The sequence below is a fragment of the Paenibacillus contaminans genome (assembly GCF_003285015.1).
In the GTDB taxonomy this organism is placed as follows: domain Bacteria; phylum Bacillota; class Bacilli; order Paenibacillales; family NBRC-103111; genus Paenibacillus_V; species Paenibacillus_V contaminans.
Window position 1 is genome coordinate 176868 of sequence record NZ_QMFB01000010.1, and the last position, 15549, is coordinate 192416.

Sequence of the window (15549 nt, forward strand, 5' to 3'; positions counted from 1 at the left end):
TTAACGATCCATCATCATCAATAATCGCTCATTAGGAGGACCCATATGAAAAACTATGATAAATCCGTTTCGATGCTTGCGGAATCGAAAGCGGTTCTGGCCGGCGGCGTTGCGAGCTCCCTTCGCGCATCGATGAAGCCGACACCGCTGTTTGCCGAATCCGCTTCGGGAGCCAGACTTCGCGATGTCGACGGCAACGAATATATCGACTACATGCTTGCGTACGGCCCGCTCATTTTAGGACACGCGAATCCAGTGCTTACGTCGGCGATTCTGGAAGCGATGAACAAAGGCTACACGTACGGCCTTCAGCACAGCGGCGAAATCGAGCTTTCCAAGCTGCTGACCGAGGTTCTGCCTTGCGCCGATAAAGTATGCTTGAGCGGCTCCGGCACGGAAGCGGTCATGCTTGCCCTTCGTCTTTCGCGCGCATATACCGGCAAAACGAAGGTCGTTCGTTTCCACGGCCATTACCACGGCTGGTCGGATTCGATCTTCACTTCGTTCCCGGCTCCGGACATGAAATCGCAGGCTGCCGACGCAGGTGCGGATAAAGTGCCGCCGGGTACGGCCGGACAAAGCGAGAACGCGTTGGAAGACGTTATTCTTCTTCCGTGGAACGAGCCCGAGGTGCTGGAAGCTACGCTGCGCAGCCGCGCGCATGAAATCGCTGCGGTTATTTCCGAGCCTGTTATGTGCAACTCGGGCTGTATCGCGCCGCGCGAAGGATTTTTGGAGCAAATGAGGGCGCTGACCCAAGAGCTCGGCATTGTGCTTATTCTCGACGAGGTCATTACGGGCTTCCGTCTTAGCATCGGCGGCGCGCACGGCCGTTTCGGCATCAAGCCGGATCTCGTTACGATCGGCAAAGCGATGGGCGGGGGTATCGCAATCAGCGCCGTTGCAGGCAAAGCCGAAATTATGAATTTGGTCGACAGCGGCCAAGTGAATCATCTCGGAACGCTGAACGGCAACGGCGTATCGACGGCAGCCGCTCTTGCGACGATCGGCGAGCTGGCCAAAGATAACGGAGCCGCTTATACGCACTTGGAGCGCATAGCGACCGATCTTGCCGCAGGGATTCGAGGCTTGTTCGAGAAGCACGGCATCGGAGGCGTCGTCAACCAAGTCGGTCCGGTATTCCATATGATGTTCACCGACCAGAAGGAAGTTGTCCATTTCGATCAATTCCAGCAGCGGGATGCAGGAAAATATACCCGTTTCGCCGAATTGATGCTTGAAGAAGGCGTGCTTGTCCGTCCGAACGGGCTTTGGTACGTTTCGATCGTGCACGGCGCAGAAGAAGTTAACCTGACGTTGCAGGCGATCGACCGCATTTTCGCAAGATTATAAGGTGCGGCTTCGAATTCAAAGGGGGATTCCGCATGAGATTGAATGGCAAAGTGGCTCTTATTACTGGCGGTACGCTGGGGATCGGCAGAGCTATCGCGTTACGCTTCGCCCAAGAAGGAGCCAAGGTTGCGGTCAGCGGCCGCGGCAGAGCGGCGCTTGACGAAACGGTTGCGCTTATTCGTGAGCAAGGCGGTATTGCGCTTGCGATTGAGGCAGACGTCCAGTACAAAAAGGATGTAGACGCGATGTTCGAGACCGTGCTCGCCGAGTGGGGAGAGCTTCATATTCTCGTAAACAATGCAGGTATTTGCACGCCGGTTTCATTCCTTGACATGTCGGAAGAGGAATGGGACCGCCATATGGCGATCAATGCCAAAGGGACGTTCCTCGCCGCACAGCGCGCAGCGAAGGAAATGCTTAAGCAAGGCACGGGCGGATCGATTATCAACATGTCCAGCGTAAACGGTATTAATGCGGAAGCGGATCAAGCGCATTATAACGCCACCAAAGGGGCGGTCAACCTGCTTACCATGTCGATGTCCGTCGAGCTTTCCCATCTCGGCGTCCGGACGAATGCGCTCTGTCCCGGATTGATTGAGACGCGCTTGACCAAACCGCTGATCGATAACGGACCGGCTATCGCCGAATATTTAAAAACCGTTCCGATGAAACGGGTCGGACAGCCGGAGGAAATTGCCGATGCCGCCTTATTCCTGGCATCGGACGATTCGCGATACGTATCGGGCCACTGTCTTGTCGTCGACGGCGGGCAAGTGACGAAATTATCATAGCAAGATTGCAATCGGCCCCTTTGTTATGCAGAGGGCCGATTTTTTTGTGTAAAGTCCCGGTTAGTTAACCCTCCGGCGCTTATCCTTGTATTCCAAAGCCAGTCCCACTATGGTAAACTGGTGGAAAACAATCTTGTGCGGCAGGTAATCAGGATTTCTCCTACGCGCATACCGATTACATAAGGGGAGAGATAACGGTTATGAAAGCCATAGTAAAACCGACGGCAAGCTTGAGCGGTTCCATTCAAGCGCTGTCTTCCAAAAATTATACGACCCGCTACATGCTGATTGCAGCGCTCGCGGAAGGGACAAGCACGATTCACTATCCTGCGCACAGCGAAGACAGCGATGCGATGCGCCGCTGCATCAAAGATCTCGGGGCGATCGTCGAAGAGGACGACGTCAAAATGACGATTACCGGCTTTGGCCGTAATCCGAAGCCTATTAGCGAATTGAATGTAGGCAATGCCGGCGCCGTACTTCGCTTTTTAATGTCGACGGCGGCATTTTGTCCGGAGCTTACTTTCGTCAATGCGTATCCGCAATCGTTAGGCAAGCGTCCGCATGACGATTTGATCTCATCGCTCGAGCAAATGGGCGTTCAGGTGGAGCATAACGGCGGCAAGCTGCCGATTACGATACGCGGGGGCAATCCTCGCGGGGGCAAAATTACGGTATCCGGCAATGTCAGCTCTCAATTTTTAAGCTCGCTGCTGTTCATGACCCCGCTGCTTGACGAAGACAGCGAGATTGAAGTTCTTCATGATTTGAAATCGAAGGTTATCGTCGGACAGACGCTTGAAGTGCTTGAGATGGCAGGCATCCGGATCGAAGCAAGCGAAGATTTGATGTTTTACCGCATCCCGGGCAAGCAGCGCTACCAAGCCAAGGAATACGTCGTACAAGGCGATTATCCGGGCTCTGCCGCCATTTTGGCCGCCGCAGCCGTTACCGACTCGGACGTAAAAGTGTTGAGGCTCGCGGAAAACAGCCGGCAAGGAGAACGCGCCGTAGTCGACGTTCTTCGCGCGATGGGCGTACCGCTCACGCACGATAACGATATCGTCCATGTTAAGGGCAACAGCCGGCTCATTGGCGGGGAGTTCGACGGGGATCATTTTACGGATGCGGTGCTTGCTATGGTTGCCGCCGCCGTGTTTGCGGAAGGAACGACCCGGTTCTACAATGTGGAAAATTTACGATATAAAGAATGCGACCGCATTACCGACTTCGTTACGGAGCTTCGCAAAGCCGGTGCCGATGTGGAGGAAAGACAAAGCGAAATCATCGTACACGGACGTCCGCAAGGGGTAGAGGGCGGCGTCGAAATCGACGCGCATATCGATCATCGCGTCATCATGGCGTTAACCGTCGTCGGACTTCGCTCGAAGCAAGGGCTGACGATCCGCGACGCGCATCACGTAGCCAAATCGTATCCGCATTATTTCGAGCATTTGAAAGCGTTAGGCGCTCATGTCGAACTGATTGCAGACTAGCCGTCAGTCCCGTAAGATCGGTCGCTTGGCTGTGCTTGATTCACTTGTCCGACATAGCAACCGGCAGAAGAAACCAGACTGTGAGTGATAAGCATGGTTCTTTGGAAAATGATTACCCAAACGTTCAGCTTGCTGCTTGTCATCGCGCTTGCCTTTACAAGCGGCGTATTGAGTCTGCTGCTATACGCCAAAATAACGGGAAAGGACTGGGCGCTGCTTCGAAATCCGTATACGGCTGCCGTATTCGCCGAACCGCCGAAGCCGCCGTCCGATCCCGCTGCCGTACCGGAGCCAGCTCCTGAGCCGACTCCGGAACCGTTAAAGCCCTCGGCGATGATCGAAGCGCCCATCATCCGGCAAAGACCCGAGCTGCCCTCCGGCTGTGAAATTACAAGCCTGACGATGTTGTTCAATTTTAAAGGGATCGATAAGGATAAGATGGAGCTTACGAAAGAAATGAAATACGATCCGACTCCGCTTAAGCTTGGCGCGAAGGGCGAGGTCGTTTCGTGGGGCAATCCGAACACCGGTTATGTCGGCGATCCGACAGGCCGGACGGGCCGCGGCTTTGGCATTTATCATACCGCTCTTTTAGAGCTGATGCAGACGTACATTCCGACCGGATTCGATTTGACGGGCTCCGAGTTTGAAGAGCTGGAACGTCAAATCCAGGACGGATTCCCTGTAGTCGTTTGGACGACGCTCGATTTCAACTTGACGGACCGCTGGGTCGTGTGGGATACGCCGATCGGACCGATCCGGACAACGTTTATGGAGCATTCTGTGCTGCTTGTCGGATATGACGAACAGTACGTATACGTAAATGATCCGTACACGGGCAAAGCGAATCTTCCGATCGAGAAGGACCGTTTTATCCAAACGTGGGAAGCGATGGGCAAGCAGGCGATTTCTTATAAATAACGGTGTTTCTCGGGACATAAACTTTAGCGTCCTGTAAAATATACAATGAAGGGAAGTTTTCGCCATGACATTTGAAAACCCATCCAGGGAGCATATCAAAACGCTGCTGGAGCAAGCCAAAAATGTAGCGGTTGTCGGTTTGTCCGACAATCCGGAGAGGACTTCGTACATGGTTGCGGAAGTGATGCAGAAGCGAGGTTACCGCATCATTCCCGTAAATCCGAATGCCGAGCGCATTTTGGGTGAAACCTGCTACAAGTCTCTTAGCGACATTCCCGAGCCGATCGATATCGTTAACGTGTTCCGACGCAGCGAGCTTTGCGTGCCGATTGCGGAAGAAGCGGTGAAAATCAATGCTAAAGTTTTATGGCTGCAGCTGGGCGTCATCAATGAAGAAGCCGCCGAAATCGCCAAAGCCGGCGGGCTTGAAATGATTATGGACCGGTGCATCAAGGTAGAAGACTCGATTCTGCAGCCGAGACGGGATATTCAATGACGGCTGTCCGCCAAACGGTGCGCGAAAGCTTGGCGCTGTACCTGGTCATGGGGCTTGGTGACTTTGCAGGACGACAAGCTGTCGAGATTGCCCGGGAAGCGCTGGAGGGCGGCGTGACGATGCTGCAGCTTCGCGAGAAGCATGCGCCGCTCAAACAAGTGATAGAGCAAGGGGCGAAGATTCGCGAGCTTTGCCGCGCCAATGGCGTGCCGTTTATCGTAAACGACAGAGTGGACGTTGCGCTGCTGCTTGACGCCGACGGCGTTCATGTAGGCCAGGACGATTTGCCTTACGGCCTGGCGCGCAACTTGCTTGGACCCGATAAAATTATCGGCGTTTCTACAGGCTTATGGGAAGAAGCGGTAATTGCGCAAAGAGATGGGGCCGACTATGTGGGAATCGGAGCGGTTTATGCCACGGGTACGAAATCCGATGCCGGCGCTCCTATCGGCACCTCACTCATTGCGAAAACCGCCGAGCAGCTTAAGCTGCCGATCGTGGGGATCGGCGGTATCGATGCGGCAAACGCCGCTCAAGTCGTTACCGCAGGAGCTGACGGCGTCGCCGTGGTCTCGGCGATTACACGCCATCCGCAGCCGAAAGAAGCCGCACGCGAGCTGCTTAAGGCGATCGGCAAGCTTAAATAGCTAGATAAACCGCTCGAGGTTAACCGGAACGATACGTTCCGATACCTCGGGCGGTTTTTTTGCATGGAAGGGAAATGCCGATTATTTGAGGCACAGTGTTATTAACTTGACAAAGTATCCAACAGTATCCAATTATAAAAAAACGGCGCACTGCTGAAAATATAGAAGGCCTCGGGAGGAGCATTCTTGAGGACTAACCGACATTTTTAGGAGGACGACACGTGCAAAACCAATCCTTTATGAATAATAGCTATCAGCAATCGCAATTTAGAGGCGGCGCGCAAACAAGCCAATACCAAGGCATGCAAAAATTCCAGCCTACAGGCTTTGTGACATCGGTTTACGGTCAAAACCAAGGCCAAAGCCAAGGTCAAGCCGGCCAGGGCTTCGGGTACTCGACAACGCAATATCAGCCGAGCAGCTCGTATTCCGCTTACCAGCCGCAATCACAGCAGTCTTTCCATACGGCTTCCTACATGGGGAACCAGCCTGGTCACGACAGCTACAAGCGTTCGGATTCGCAAATGCCGAGCCAAAGCTCGTATATCCCGTCGGCAGCTTCTTACGGTTCGTTCGGATCGTCCTCCTATACGAATCAAACATCCTATGCGCCGCAATCCGCCCAGTCGTTCCATTTGGCTAACTATCGCGGAAACGAGCAAGGCCACGACAGCTATTTGCACTCCGACTCGCAAACACCCGCTCAAAGCCAATATGGCGGTGCAGGCAGCCAATACCAGCCGAGCTTCATGAGCGGAAGCAGCCAATATCAATCGGGCTATGCGGGCGGAAACGCGCAATACCAGCCGAGCTTTACAAGTGTAACCAGCCAATATCAACCGATGACAAGCGGCTTTGCGCAATATGGTCAACAAGCCCAAAACCAACAGTCTTTCCATACGGCCAACTACCGCGGCGATCAACAGGGACATGACAACTATCTTCGTTCCGACTCCAGCACGCCTTCGTCGTACGGCATGATGAACAACAGCGGCTTCGCAAGATAACTTGCAATACGGGAAGCGGGCCTATGGTCCGCTTTTCCGGCTATTGAAATCCATAAACAGGAGATGAGTTCCCTTGCAAAATCAAAATACGACAACGACTAGCGACCGCAGCTTGCTTACCGATAAGGAGCTGCATTACGTGAAGGACTACTTGTCCTGGGAGCTGCTCGCGATGAAAAAATGCAATGAAGCGGCAAACAACTGCCAGGATGCGCAAATCAAGCAGTTGATCCAGGAGACAGGGCGTAAGCATCAGCAGCATTACGACGCGATTCTGAGCCATCTGCGATAAGCGTTGAACGAACACAATGTGAAGGAGGAATTTGACATGGCAGTGGAATTGGCAATGCCGAAGTCGCCGAACGAACCTCAAGTCAAAGGACCCGAAATGAACGACCGGGACTACATTAACGATATTTTGACGCAAGAAAAATATTTAACCTCCGGCTATAATACCGGACTGAACGAAATGCAAAATCCGCAGCTGCATCAGACGATCCAGCAGATTTTGAACGATGTGCATCAATCCCAGACGCAGTTGTTCAATCTGATGTTCCAGAATGGCTGGTACAAAATGAAGGCTGCGGATGCGCAGGAAATTACGCAGGCTCATACGCAGTTCAATAATTATAAAACGCAATTTCCTAGCTTTCATTAAGAAAGCTGCGGACATTGCAACGTGTTGTCGGACTGCCCTGAATGATTGCATTCAGGGCTTTGTTATGAGACGAGCTTTGACAAAATGCGGCTTTGGCTTTACCATCATCTTTAGTACGTTTACAGAACGAACGTTTTTTTTAGGATTCGTATGGTTTCACATATCAATAACTTATAGTTTAAGCGGTAAACGCGACGGCGTTTATTTTGTATAGGGGGAGCGCGATAGGATGAACTGGATGGGCAATTTGCAGCAATTGGGCCGTTCTTTAATGCTGCCCACGATCGTTATTCCGATCGCCGCCATTTTGCTGCGGCTCGGCGCTATGCCCTGGGAAGTCGTTCATCTTGAAACGTTCGGGGACATGCTTCATTTTGCGGGGGAGACCATCTTTACTTACCTTCCGTACATATTTGCGATCGGCGTAGCGTTAGGCTTAACCGAGAACAACGGAATTGCGGGAATGTCCGCGCTGCTCGGTTATTATTTATTTACGCAAATGACGCAAAAATACATCATGCCGCAGTTTCAGCTCGGCGTTTCCGGCGCGATCATTATTGGTATTTTGGCAGCGCTCTCCTACCATCGCTTCCGAAATATTCAATTGCCGGAATATATTCAGTTTTTCGGCGGCCACAGGATGGTTCCATTCGTAATGGGCGTCGTGAGCATCATTTTTTCGCTCTGCATCATCGCTGTCGGTCCTGTGCTTCAGCATGCGTTCGCCGGAGCGGGGGCGATGCTGCTCAAAATGGGCGGCTTCGGCGCATTTTTGTACGGGGTCGGCTACAGGCTGCTCGTCCCTTCCGGGCTTCATCACATTCTGAATAACGTCTATTGGTTCCAGCTCGGCGCGTTCGAGCGTGCGGACGGCACGATCGTTTACGGCGACCTGCCGCGTTATTTCGCAGGCGATCCGGATGCGGGCGTATTTATGGCCGGTCTTTATCCGATTATGATGTTTGCGCTTCCGGCCATTGCCCTCGCGATCGTACAAGAGGCGCGGGAGGATTTGAAAGCGAAGGTGCGCGCGACGTTCGCGACTGCCGCTTTGGCTTCCTTCTTGACGGGAATTACCGAGCCGATCGAATTCGCGTTTTTATTCGTGGCGCCATATTTGTTTTTCGTTCATGCGATTTTATCCGGCGTCGCGATGTGGATTGCCTATGCGCTGGACATTCGTCACGGCTTTTCGTTCTCCGCCGGCGCGATCGATTTTATCATCAACGAGCATCTGGCTACCCGCGGACTATGGCTGATCCCGATCGGTCTCGTTTATTTCTCCGTTTATTACGTCTTATTTCGCTGGGCGATCAGACGATTCCGCATTCCGACACCGGGCCGCGAGGAAGGCTCGCAGCTTGAGGAATGGGCGGGTGACATCCCATACCGGTCACCGCTTATTTTGCAGGCGCTCGGCGGCAAAAACAATATTAAGACGATCGAAGCGTGTATTACGCGCCTGCGCTTGACCCTTGCGAACGACAAGCTGATGGACATCGCCGCTTTGAAGCATTTGGGCGCTGCGGGCGTCATCAGCCTCGGCGGGGGGAACGTTCAGGTCGTATTCGGAACGTATTCCGAGTTGATTCGCGAAGAAATCGTCAAGGTGACGCGTAAAGACGTTCAGACTGTGCATTTCAGTTCTCCGATGCAAGGCCGGATGATTCCGCTGGATGAAGTGCCCGACCAAATTTTCGCCAAAAAGCTGGTCGGCGACGGCGTAGCGTTCATACCCGACCGCGGCGAACTCGTTTCTCCCGTGAAAGGGACGGTCGCATTAATTTACCCGTCCATGCACGCGCTTGGGCTGAAAACGGAGGAAGGGCTCGAAGTGCTGCTGCACATCGGCATCGACACTTCCCATTTGCAAGGCAAATGGTTTACGGCTTATGTCAAGGAAGGCGATCTTGTCGAACCGGGGCAGCTGCTCATCAAATTCAATTTGTCGATGATCAAGAAAAATGCAAAATCGCTTGCAACGCCCATGCTGATTACGAATACGGGGCGTGTGCGGTCTTGGAGCTTCGCTCCGTTCAAGACGGTCAAGAAAGGACAGGCGTCGGTCATGTCCGTCGTATTGAAAGATGAAGTTCAAGCTGCTGGAGGACAAACGCATGGTTAAGGGCATAGGGGCATCATCAGGAGTTGCAATCGGTAAAGCGTTCGTGCTTCCGGCCTGGGAATGGGAGCTTCCGGAGAAAATGATCGACGTCGCGGATCTCGCATTCGAGTTCGAGAAGCTGTATGACAGCGTGCGCACGTCACGCGGCGAGCTGGAATCGATCAAGCAGGATATTTCCGACATTATCGGTCCCGAGGAATCGCATATTTTCGATGCGCATCTGGCTATTTTGGAAGATCCGATTTTTTTGAATGAAGTGCAGGAAATTATGCAGCGACAATATAAAGCCGCAGAGGTTGCGGTTAAGGAAACGATCGACAAATTCGTCGGCATGTTTGAAATTTTGGACGACGAATACATGAAGGAACGCGCGGCTGACATCAGAGATGTCGGCAACCGGCTGCTTAAGCATTTGCTTGGAAATTACGAGCAGCTCGTTCCGCCTGTCGAAGCGCCCTTCATTCTTGTGGCCAAAGAAATTGCGCCGTCGCAAATGGTGCATGTCGAACCGGGGCAGGTGCTCGGCATCGTCACGCTGCTCGGCGGAACGACTTCTCATTCGGCGATTATGGCGCGGGCCATGGGGATTCCGTTCGTGCTCGGCTTGGAGGGCAAGTTGGGGTCGCCCGTTCAAACCGGCGACACGCTTATTATTGACGGCGATGACGGAACGGTTTTCGTAAATCCGTGCAGCGTTGAAATCGCGCATTACAGCAAGCGTCAGGAAAAGCTGCACGAACGCAAAGAAAGTCTTAGGGAAATCGCCGAATTGCCTTCGGTCACGCAGGACGGCAAGCGGATCGAGCTGAAAGCGAACATCAGCTCGCTGAAGGAGCTGGACGTTGCGCTTCGCAACGGGGCGTCGGGCGTCGGTCTGCTGCGTACGGAATTTTTGTATATCGACCGAACGACGCTTCCGAAGGAGGAAGAGCAGTTCGAGGTGTACAAAGCGGCGGCCGAGAAGCTGACCGGCAAACCGCTCGTGATCAGATCGCTGGACATCGGGGGCGATAAGGACGTTAATTTTTTGCCGCTTCCCGAGGAGGAGAATCCGGCTCTCGGTTACCGGGCGATCCGCATATCGCTCGACCGGCGCGATTTATTCAAGACGCAGCTTAAGGCGATCCTGCGGGCAAGCCATTACGGAAACGTGAAACTGATGTATCCGATGATTTCTTCGCTTGAAGAGGTGCGCAAGGCGAACGAGGTGCTGGCATTGGCCAAGAAGGAGCTGACGGCCGCCGGACAGCCGTTTAAGGCGGACATTGAGGTTGGCATCATGATTGAAGTGCCGGCAGCGGCGGCCATAGCCGATCTGCTGGCGGAAGAGGTCGATTTCTTTAGCATCGGGACGAACGACCTGGTCCAGTATGTGCTTGCGGTCGACCGGATGAACGAATCGATCGCCCATTTGTACGACCCGTATCACCCCGCCGTTATCCGCCTTCTCCGTCAGACGGCGGAAGCGGCGCTTCGCAGCGGCATTCCGGTGAGCGTCTGCGGAGAGCTCGCCGGCGATCCGCTGGCGCTGCCGATTTGGCTGGGCCTCGGCATCAACGAGCTCAGCATGTCGGTTCAAACGCTTCTGCCGCTTAAGGAGTGCCTGTTGGCATCCAGCGAGAACGACGGTAAAGAAACGGTCGAGCTTGCGCTGGCATGCAGAACCAGCGATGAAATCCGCGAGCTGCTCGAATCTCGCAGGTCAATTTCCGCCGATGCCGAATCATGATCGAACGCAAAAAAAGTCCGTGCCGCCGATATGCTCTACATCGGTTGCGCGGACTTTTACTAATCTTGGAAAGCAGATTTCTTATTTCTGCGCCAACTGATCGCAGAACGCTTTGGCGTAAGGCGGCAAATCGGGCGGCCGGCGGGCCGAAACGATGTGTCCGTCTACAACGACAGCTTCGTCGAACCAGATAGCGCCGGCATTTTCCATGTCGTCCCGAATGCCCGGCGTGGACGTTACGCGGACGCCCTGCAATATTTTGGCCGAGATAAGCACCCATCCGGCATGGCATATTTGTCCGATCGGTTTCCGATCGGCATGCATCTCCTTAACAAGCTGAAGCACCTTCGAGTAGCGGCGAAGCTTGTCCGGCGCCCAGCCGCCCGGTACGAGAATGCCGTCGTAATTGGCGCTGTTCGCCTCGTCGAACGAAAGCTCGGCCGTGGCGGGAACGCCGTATTTTCCGATATACGTCTTTCCCTTCTCCGGTCCGACAAGCCTTACGGTTGCGCCTTCCTCCCTCGCGCGGTAAATCGGATACCATAATTCCAGATCTTCGAACTCTTCGTCAACAAGAGCAATGATTTGTTTGTCCTGCAGCCTCATTGGTTTGTCCTCCCTTACAGCTAGATATCGTTGTGCGCCTGCAGCCATTAAAAAATGGACGCTCCGACGCCGTTCAATCGGTATTGTATCATAGAGAGGAGGGCAAAGCACTTCCCTTGCATGGCTCCGAGGCGGGCATGACGCCGGTTTGCTTGACAGAATGAGGCATTTCTACTAGTCTAGTTGCATACTTGAACCGATAGAATAGGGGCATTAAAGATGCGGAATGCGATACGCTGGATGCCTTGCGTGCTTTGGATGGCAGTCATCTTTCTATTATCCGGCCGGACAAGCGACGATATGAACACGATATTGCCATTCTTCCAATGGTTCCTGCCTGCGATGCAAAGCTTCGATTGGGGGCATTTTGTCGCCTATTTCATCCTTGCTTTGACTTTCGTATGGGGAATCGGCGGAGAGCGGCCCGCGCCGCTTATGAAGCTGGCTGCAGTCGGACTATGCTTGCTGTACGGGCTTAGCGACGAATACCATCAATCCTTCGTGCCTGGCCGCATGCCGGATATTTACGATATCCGGAACGACGTAATCGGGGCAACGATCGCCATGCTGGTACTGTCTATTCCATTTGTGAAAAGTACATATTCGGCGCTGTACCGAAAGCTCCTCCCTTCCACAAAATACTAAGGGTCCGCTAGAAGGAGTTCATCGCGGAAAAGTCGAATACGTGTACCAGAGTAGCATTGTTTTTGGCGTAGAGGAGTGGTCGTCGTTGTCCAGAGCATGTAAGTGCAGCGAACGGATGTCGATTCGTTTGCGGACGGTTATTTACCAGAACAAAGTGGAGATTGAGAACGTTCCGATTTACTACTGCGAAGCTTGCGGCAGAAGCGAAGTGTTTCCCGAAGTGAAGCCGGAGCTGACCGGACTCATCGGTAAGCTCGGCGCCAAGCCGGACAAGCAGCAGCTTCCGTTCCAGGAGCTGAGCGAGCTTGCGCTGCTGATGAAGAAGGCGACGGATGAGAAAAACAAACGGATTCCCGTGGAGAAAATATTGGAGGAGCGCATCAACGAGCTGCTTGATTTGCTGCTGCTTGCACAGTCGCTTAAAGACGAAGCCTGGGCGGAGGATGCCCGCAGGCGGTTGAAGCAGATTTCGGAGTATGCCCTATCTACATACGATTTTACGTAGTGCATCCGAGCTTGCTAGCTTATACGCAGAACGTTAAAAGCCGACATCCTGTTGGCTTTTCTTTTTTGTTTTTGTTAGTATGAAATTATAGCAGGTTATTTGGGAAGGATGGGTAATAGTATGGAAGGTAATCGCGAATTGAAAAGCATATCCGATTGGCAGGCTGCGCTTGCGGAAAGCAAGGAAAAGCCTTTGTTCATTTTTAAGCATAGCACGACATGTCCGATAAGTGCCGAAGCGTTTGACGAGTATGCCAAATATTTGCATAAGCATCCGAACGCCGATATTACGCATGCGCATGTGCTGGTCATCGAATCGCGTCCGGTTTCAAATGCGATTGCGGAGTCGCTTTCCTTGAAGCACGAGTCGCCGCAAGCGATCTATATTAAGGACGGCAAAATTGCATGGCATACGTCCCATTGGCGCATTACCGAGCAAGCTCTGCGCGAGCATCTGCAATAGTCCGGATCAGGCGCGGTCGGCCGGTTTCGGCCGGCCTTCTACGAAAGAGGAGAGGGAGCCGTTTTCAAAGAGTTGCGGCGAATTTCGTAACGTTTCTCCCTTTTTCTTTTGGCAATGACAGGGAATTAATTGGTTTTCATTGCACGAAAACGCTTTTTGTCGTATCATAGCTGTAAAGATCAACGAACGTTATCATGCGCTAAACTCGATGTGACGCAACGGTTTTTAGCATAACGCAGGACAAAATAAGCGTCTATTATGGACAAAATGGAGAGAGCGACATTGACTGTAACAATTTATGATGTAGCCCGCGAGGCAGGCGTTTCGATGGCGACCGTTTCCCGCGTTGTGAATAACAACCCGAACGTGAAGCCCCAAACGCGCAAGAAAGTATTCGAAGCGATCGAAAGGCTCGGTTACCGTCCGAATGCGGTAGCGCGCGGCTTGGCAAGCAAGAAGACAACGACGGTCGGAGTCGTTATTCCGGATATCTCAAATGCGACTTATGCCGAAGTGGCGCGGGGCATCGAGGATATCGCGAACATGTACCACTACAACATTATTTTGTGTAATGCCGACAAGAAGAAAGAGAAGGAAATTCGCGTCATCAACACGCTGCTTGAGAAGCAGGTGGACGGGCTCCTCTTTATGGGCGGAACGGTAACGGAAGAGCATATCCAAGCGTTCAAAACCTCCTCCGTGCCGATCGTGCTTTGCGCGACGGCCGACGAGAACAACACGATGCCGGCTGTCGACATCGATCACGAGAAGGCCGCTTTCGACGCCGTTCAGATGCTGATCGACAACGGACACCGCCGCATCGGCATGATCAGCGGAACGCTGCAGGATCCCGCGCTCGGTTATGCGCGTTATCACGGCTACAAGAATGCGATGGAGCAAGCCGGGCTTCCGGCCGGCGACGAGTGGGTACGGGCAGGCAATTACCGCTATGAGTCGGGAATCGAAGCGATGAAGTACTTTTTGTCGCTTAAAGAACGGCCAACCGCAATTTTCTCCGCAACGGACGAAATGGCGATCGGCGCGATTCATGCGATTCAAGACGAGGGTCTTCGCGTGCCGGACGACATTTCGGTGATCAGCGTCGACAACAGCCGTATGGCTTCGATGGTGCGTCCGCAGCTGACGGCGGTGGCGCAGCCGATGTATGATATCGGTGCCGTATCGATGCGTCTGCTTACGAAGCTGATGGACAAGGAATCGGTGGAGCAAGCGAAGTTCACGCTTCCGCATGAAATCATCCAACGCAAAACGGTGGCTCAGCTCTCCTGAGCCGCCTTTTTTCTTTGAGGCGAGCGGTAAACGCCGGGGCGGTGGCGGTTCTGTTCAGAACCTCAACATGTCATTCAAGAAGTTAAGCAGAAGGAGCTTACACGTTTATGGCATACGTTAAAATAGGGTTGATCGGCGCTATGAAGGAAGAAATCGAGCTTTTTCATGAACATATGCGTGACGTTCGCGAAGTGAGCCGGGCCGGCATTACTTTTTACGAGGGACAGTTTTTCGGAAAAGCGGTTGTCGTTTGCAAATCGGGGGTCGGGAAAGTAAATGCGGCGGTTTGCACGCAGCTGCTGGTCGACCTGTTTCAAGTGGATGCGGTCATTTTCACCGGTGTTGCCGGCGCTTTGGATCCCGGCTTAAACATCGGAGATATCGTCGTCTCGACCGAATGCATGCAGCATGATATTGACGTGACGGCGCTCGGCTTTGCGAAAGGCGTCATCCCGTATCAGGAGACGTCCGTATTTGCGGCGGCAGAAGACTTGCGCAAGCTTGCGGCGGCCGCAAGCGACAAGCTCTTTGCGGGCCGCGCGAAGGAAGGGCGCATATTGTCCGGGGATCAGTTCCTCGCGGATCGCGAAGCCGTCAAAGAGCTGTTCGAGCAGCACGGCGGCAGCTGCGTCGAGATGGAGGGGGCGGCGGTAGCGCAAGTTTGCAGCATGAACGGCATCCCGTTCGTCGTCGTCCGTTCGATGTCGGATAAAGCGGACGGCTCCGCCCATGTCAATTTCGCCGAATTTACGGTGCAAGCTTCGGAGAACTCGTACCGGATCGTCGAAGAGATCGTCAAAGGGCTCTCCTAAGCGAAA

General features: G+C 53.4%; 17 protein-coding genes. 16 read left to right on the forward strand and 1 reads right to left on the reverse strand.

Translation table 11 applies throughout. From position 1 onward, the window contains the following. Positions 1 to 45: 45 nt before the first annotated feature. The 11 genes from DQG23_RS18375 (at position 46) to ptsP (ending at position 11223) form a co-directional block, all read left to right on the forward strand. A complete protein-coding gene (locus tag DQG23_RS18375; RefSeq protein WP_113032323.1) occupies positions 46 to 1353 on the forward strand; it encodes an aspartate aminotransferase family protein in 1308 nt (435 codons plus the stop codon). A 32-nt stretch (positions 1354 to 1385) separates the two neighbouring features. Then, a complete protein-coding gene (locus tag DQG23_RS18380; RefSeq protein WP_113032324.1) occupies positions 1386 to 2144 on the forward strand; it encodes an SDR family NAD(P)-dependent oxidoreductase in 759 nt (252 codons plus the stop codon). Positions 2145 to 2344: 200 nt separating this feature from the next. Further along, positions 2345 to 3640 carry a 3-phosphoshikimate 1-carboxyvinyltransferase gene (gene aroA / locus DQG23_RS18385; protein ID WP_113032325.1) on the forward strand — a complete coding sequence of 432 codons (1296 nt, stop codon included), beginning with the start codon at positions 2345 to 2347 and terminating at the stop codon, positions 3638 to 3640. A 93-nt stretch (positions 3641 to 3733) separates the two neighbouring features. Next, on the forward strand, positions 3734 to 4561 hold the full coding sequence (locus tag DQG23_RS18390; protein ID WP_113032326.1) for a C39 family peptidase: 828 nt from the start codon (positions 3734 to 3736) through the stop codon (positions 4559 to 4561). Positions 4562 to 4625: 64 nt separating this feature from the next. Continuing rightward, positions 4626 to 5057: a CoA-binding protein gene (locus tag DQG23_RS18395; protein ID WP_113032327.1), complete on the forward strand. Its 432-nt coding sequence runs from the start codon at positions 4626 to 4628 to the stop codon at positions 5055 to 5057. Then, on the forward strand, positions 5054 to 5704 hold the full coding sequence (gene thiE, locus DQG23_RS18400) for a thiamine phosphate synthase (RefSeq protein WP_113032328.1): 651 nt from the start codon (positions 5054 to 5056) through the stop codon (positions 5702 to 5704). The genes DQG23_RS18395 and thiE overlap by 4 nt, the downstream gene beginning before the upstream one ends. A gap of 221 nt (positions 5705 to 5925) precedes the next feature. Further along, positions 5926 to 6711: a hypothetical protein gene (locus DQG23_RS18405; protein ID WP_238177931.1), complete on the forward strand. Its 786-nt coding sequence runs from the start codon at positions 5926 to 5928 to the stop codon at positions 6709 to 6711. A 73-nt stretch (positions 6712 to 6784) separates the two neighbouring features. Further along, complete coding sequence (locus tag DQG23_RS18410; protein ID WP_113032329.1) at positions 6785 to 7003, forward strand: hypothetical protein; 219 nt, start codon at positions 6785 to 6787, stop codon at positions 7001 to 7003. Between the two features lie 36 nt (positions 7004 to 7039). Further along, positions 7040 to 7369, forward strand: a complete 330-nt coding sequence (locus tag DQG23_RS18415; RefSeq protein WP_113032330.1) for a spore coat protein — start codon at positions 7040 to 7042, stop codon at positions 7367 to 7369. A 229-nt stretch (positions 7370 to 7598) separates the two neighbouring features. Beyond that, a complete protein-coding gene (locus DQG23_RS18420; protein WP_113032331.1) occupies positions 7599 to 9494 on the forward strand; it encodes a glucose PTS transporter subunit IIA in 1896 nt (631 codons plus the stop codon). Beyond that, positions 9487 to 11223 (forward strand): phosphoenolpyruvate--protein phosphotransferase, encoded by a 1737-nt coding sequence (gene ptsP / locus DQG23_RS18425; RefSeq protein ID WP_113032332.1) that lies wholly within the window; start codon positions 9487 to 9489, stop codon positions 11221 to 11223. The genes DQG23_RS18420 and ptsP overlap by 8 nt, the downstream gene beginning before the upstream one ends. Before the next feature lie 81 nt (positions 11224 to 11304). Here ptsP and DQG23_RS18430 read toward each other — a convergent pair whose 3' ends face one another. Next, complete coding sequence (locus tag DQG23_RS18430; protein ID WP_113032333.1) at positions 11305 to 11829, reverse strand: type 1 glutamine amidotransferase domain-containing protein; 525 nt, start codon at positions 11827 to 11829, stop codon at positions 11305 to 11307. A 219-nt stretch (positions 11830 to 12048) separates the two neighbouring features. On the opposite strand from DQG23_RS18430, the gene DQG23_RS18435 reads away from it, so the two are divergent. From DQG23_RS18435 to DQG23_RS18455, 5 genes are all read left to right on the forward strand, one after another. Further along, complete coding sequence (locus DQG23_RS18435) at positions 12049 to 12474, forward strand: VanZ family protein (RefSeq protein WP_113032334.1); 426 nt, start codon at positions 12049 to 12051, stop codon at positions 12472 to 12474. 85 nt (positions 12475 to 12559) lie between these two features. Then, positions 12560 to 12979 (forward strand): YgiT-type zinc finger protein, encoded by a 420-nt coding sequence (locus DQG23_RS18440; RefSeq protein WP_113032335.1) that lies wholly within the window; start codon positions 12560 to 12562, stop codon positions 12977 to 12979. Positions 12980 to 13099: 120 nt separating this feature from the next. Further along, positions 13100 to 13441, forward strand: coding sequence for a bacillithiol system redox-active protein YtxJ (gene ytxJ / locus DQG23_RS18445; RefSeq protein ID WP_113032336.1), 342 nt, complete (start codon positions 13100 to 13102; stop codon positions 13439 to 13441). 282 nt (positions 13442 to 13723) lie between these two features. Further along, positions 13724 to 14731 (forward strand): catabolite control protein A, encoded by a 1008-nt coding sequence (gene ccpA / locus DQG23_RS18450; RefSeq protein ID WP_113032337.1) that lies wholly within the window; start codon positions 13724 to 13726, stop codon positions 14729 to 14731. A gap of 107 nt (positions 14732 to 14838) precedes the next feature. After that, the gene (locus tag DQG23_RS18455) at positions 14839 to 15543 is read left to right on the forward strand and encodes a 5'-methylthioadenosine/adenosylhomocysteine nucleosidase (protein WP_113032338.1); all 705 of its coding nucleotides are present in this window, start codon (positions 14839 to 14841) and stop codon (positions 15541 to 15543) included. The last annotated feature ends 6 nt before the right edge of the window (positions 15544 to 15549 follow it).

Coding starts and splice junctions, on each gene's coding strand:
- DQG23_RS18375 (WP_113032323.1), top strand. CDS start 46: ATGAAAAACTATGATAAATCCGTTTCGATGCTTGCGGAATCGAAAGCG.
- DQG23_RS18380 (WP_113032324.1), top strand. CDS start 1,386: ATGAGATTGAATGGCAAAGTGGCTCTTATTACTGGCGGTACGCTGGGG.
- aroA (WP_113032325.1), top strand. CDS start 2,345: ATGAAAGCCATAGTAAAACCGACGGCAAGCTTGAGCGGTTCCATTCAA.
- DQG23_RS18390 (WP_113032326.1), top strand. CDS start 3,734: ATGGTTCTTTGGAAAATGATTACCCAAACGTTCAGCTTGCTGCTTGTC.
- DQG23_RS18395 (WP_113032327.1), top strand. CDS start 4,626: ATGACATTTGAAAACCCATCCAGGGAGCATATCAAAACGCTGCTGGAG.
- thiE (WP_113032328.1), top strand. CDS start 5,054: ATGACGGCTGTCCGCCAAACGGTGCGCGAAAGCTTGGCGCTGTACCTG.
- DQG23_RS18415 (WP_113032330.1), top strand. CDS start 7,040: ATGGCAGTGGAATTGGCAATGCCGAAGTCGCCGAACGAACCTCAAGTC.
- DQG23_RS18420 (WP_113032331.1), top strand. CDS start 7,599: ATGAACTGGATGGGCAATTTGCAGCAATTGGGCCGTTCTTTAATGCTG.
- ptsP (WP_113032332.1), top strand. CDS start 9,487: ATGGTTAAGGGCATAGGGGCATCATCAGGAGTTGCAATCGGTAAAGCG.
- DQG23_RS18430 (WP_113032333.1), bottom strand. CDS start 11,829: ATGAGGCTGCAGGACAAACAAATCATTGCTCTTGTTGACGAAGAGTTC.
- DQG23_RS18435 (WP_113032334.1), top strand. CDS start 12,049: ATGCGGAATGCGATACGCTGGATGCCTTGCGTGCTTTGGATGGCAGTC.
- ytxJ (WP_113032336.1), top strand. CDS start 13,100: ATGGAAGGTAATCGCGAATTGAAAAGCATATCCGATTGGCAGGCTGCG.
- DQG23_RS18455 (WP_113032338.1), top strand. CDS start 14,839: ATGGCATACGTTAAAATAGGGTTGATCGGCGCTATGAAGGAAGAAATC.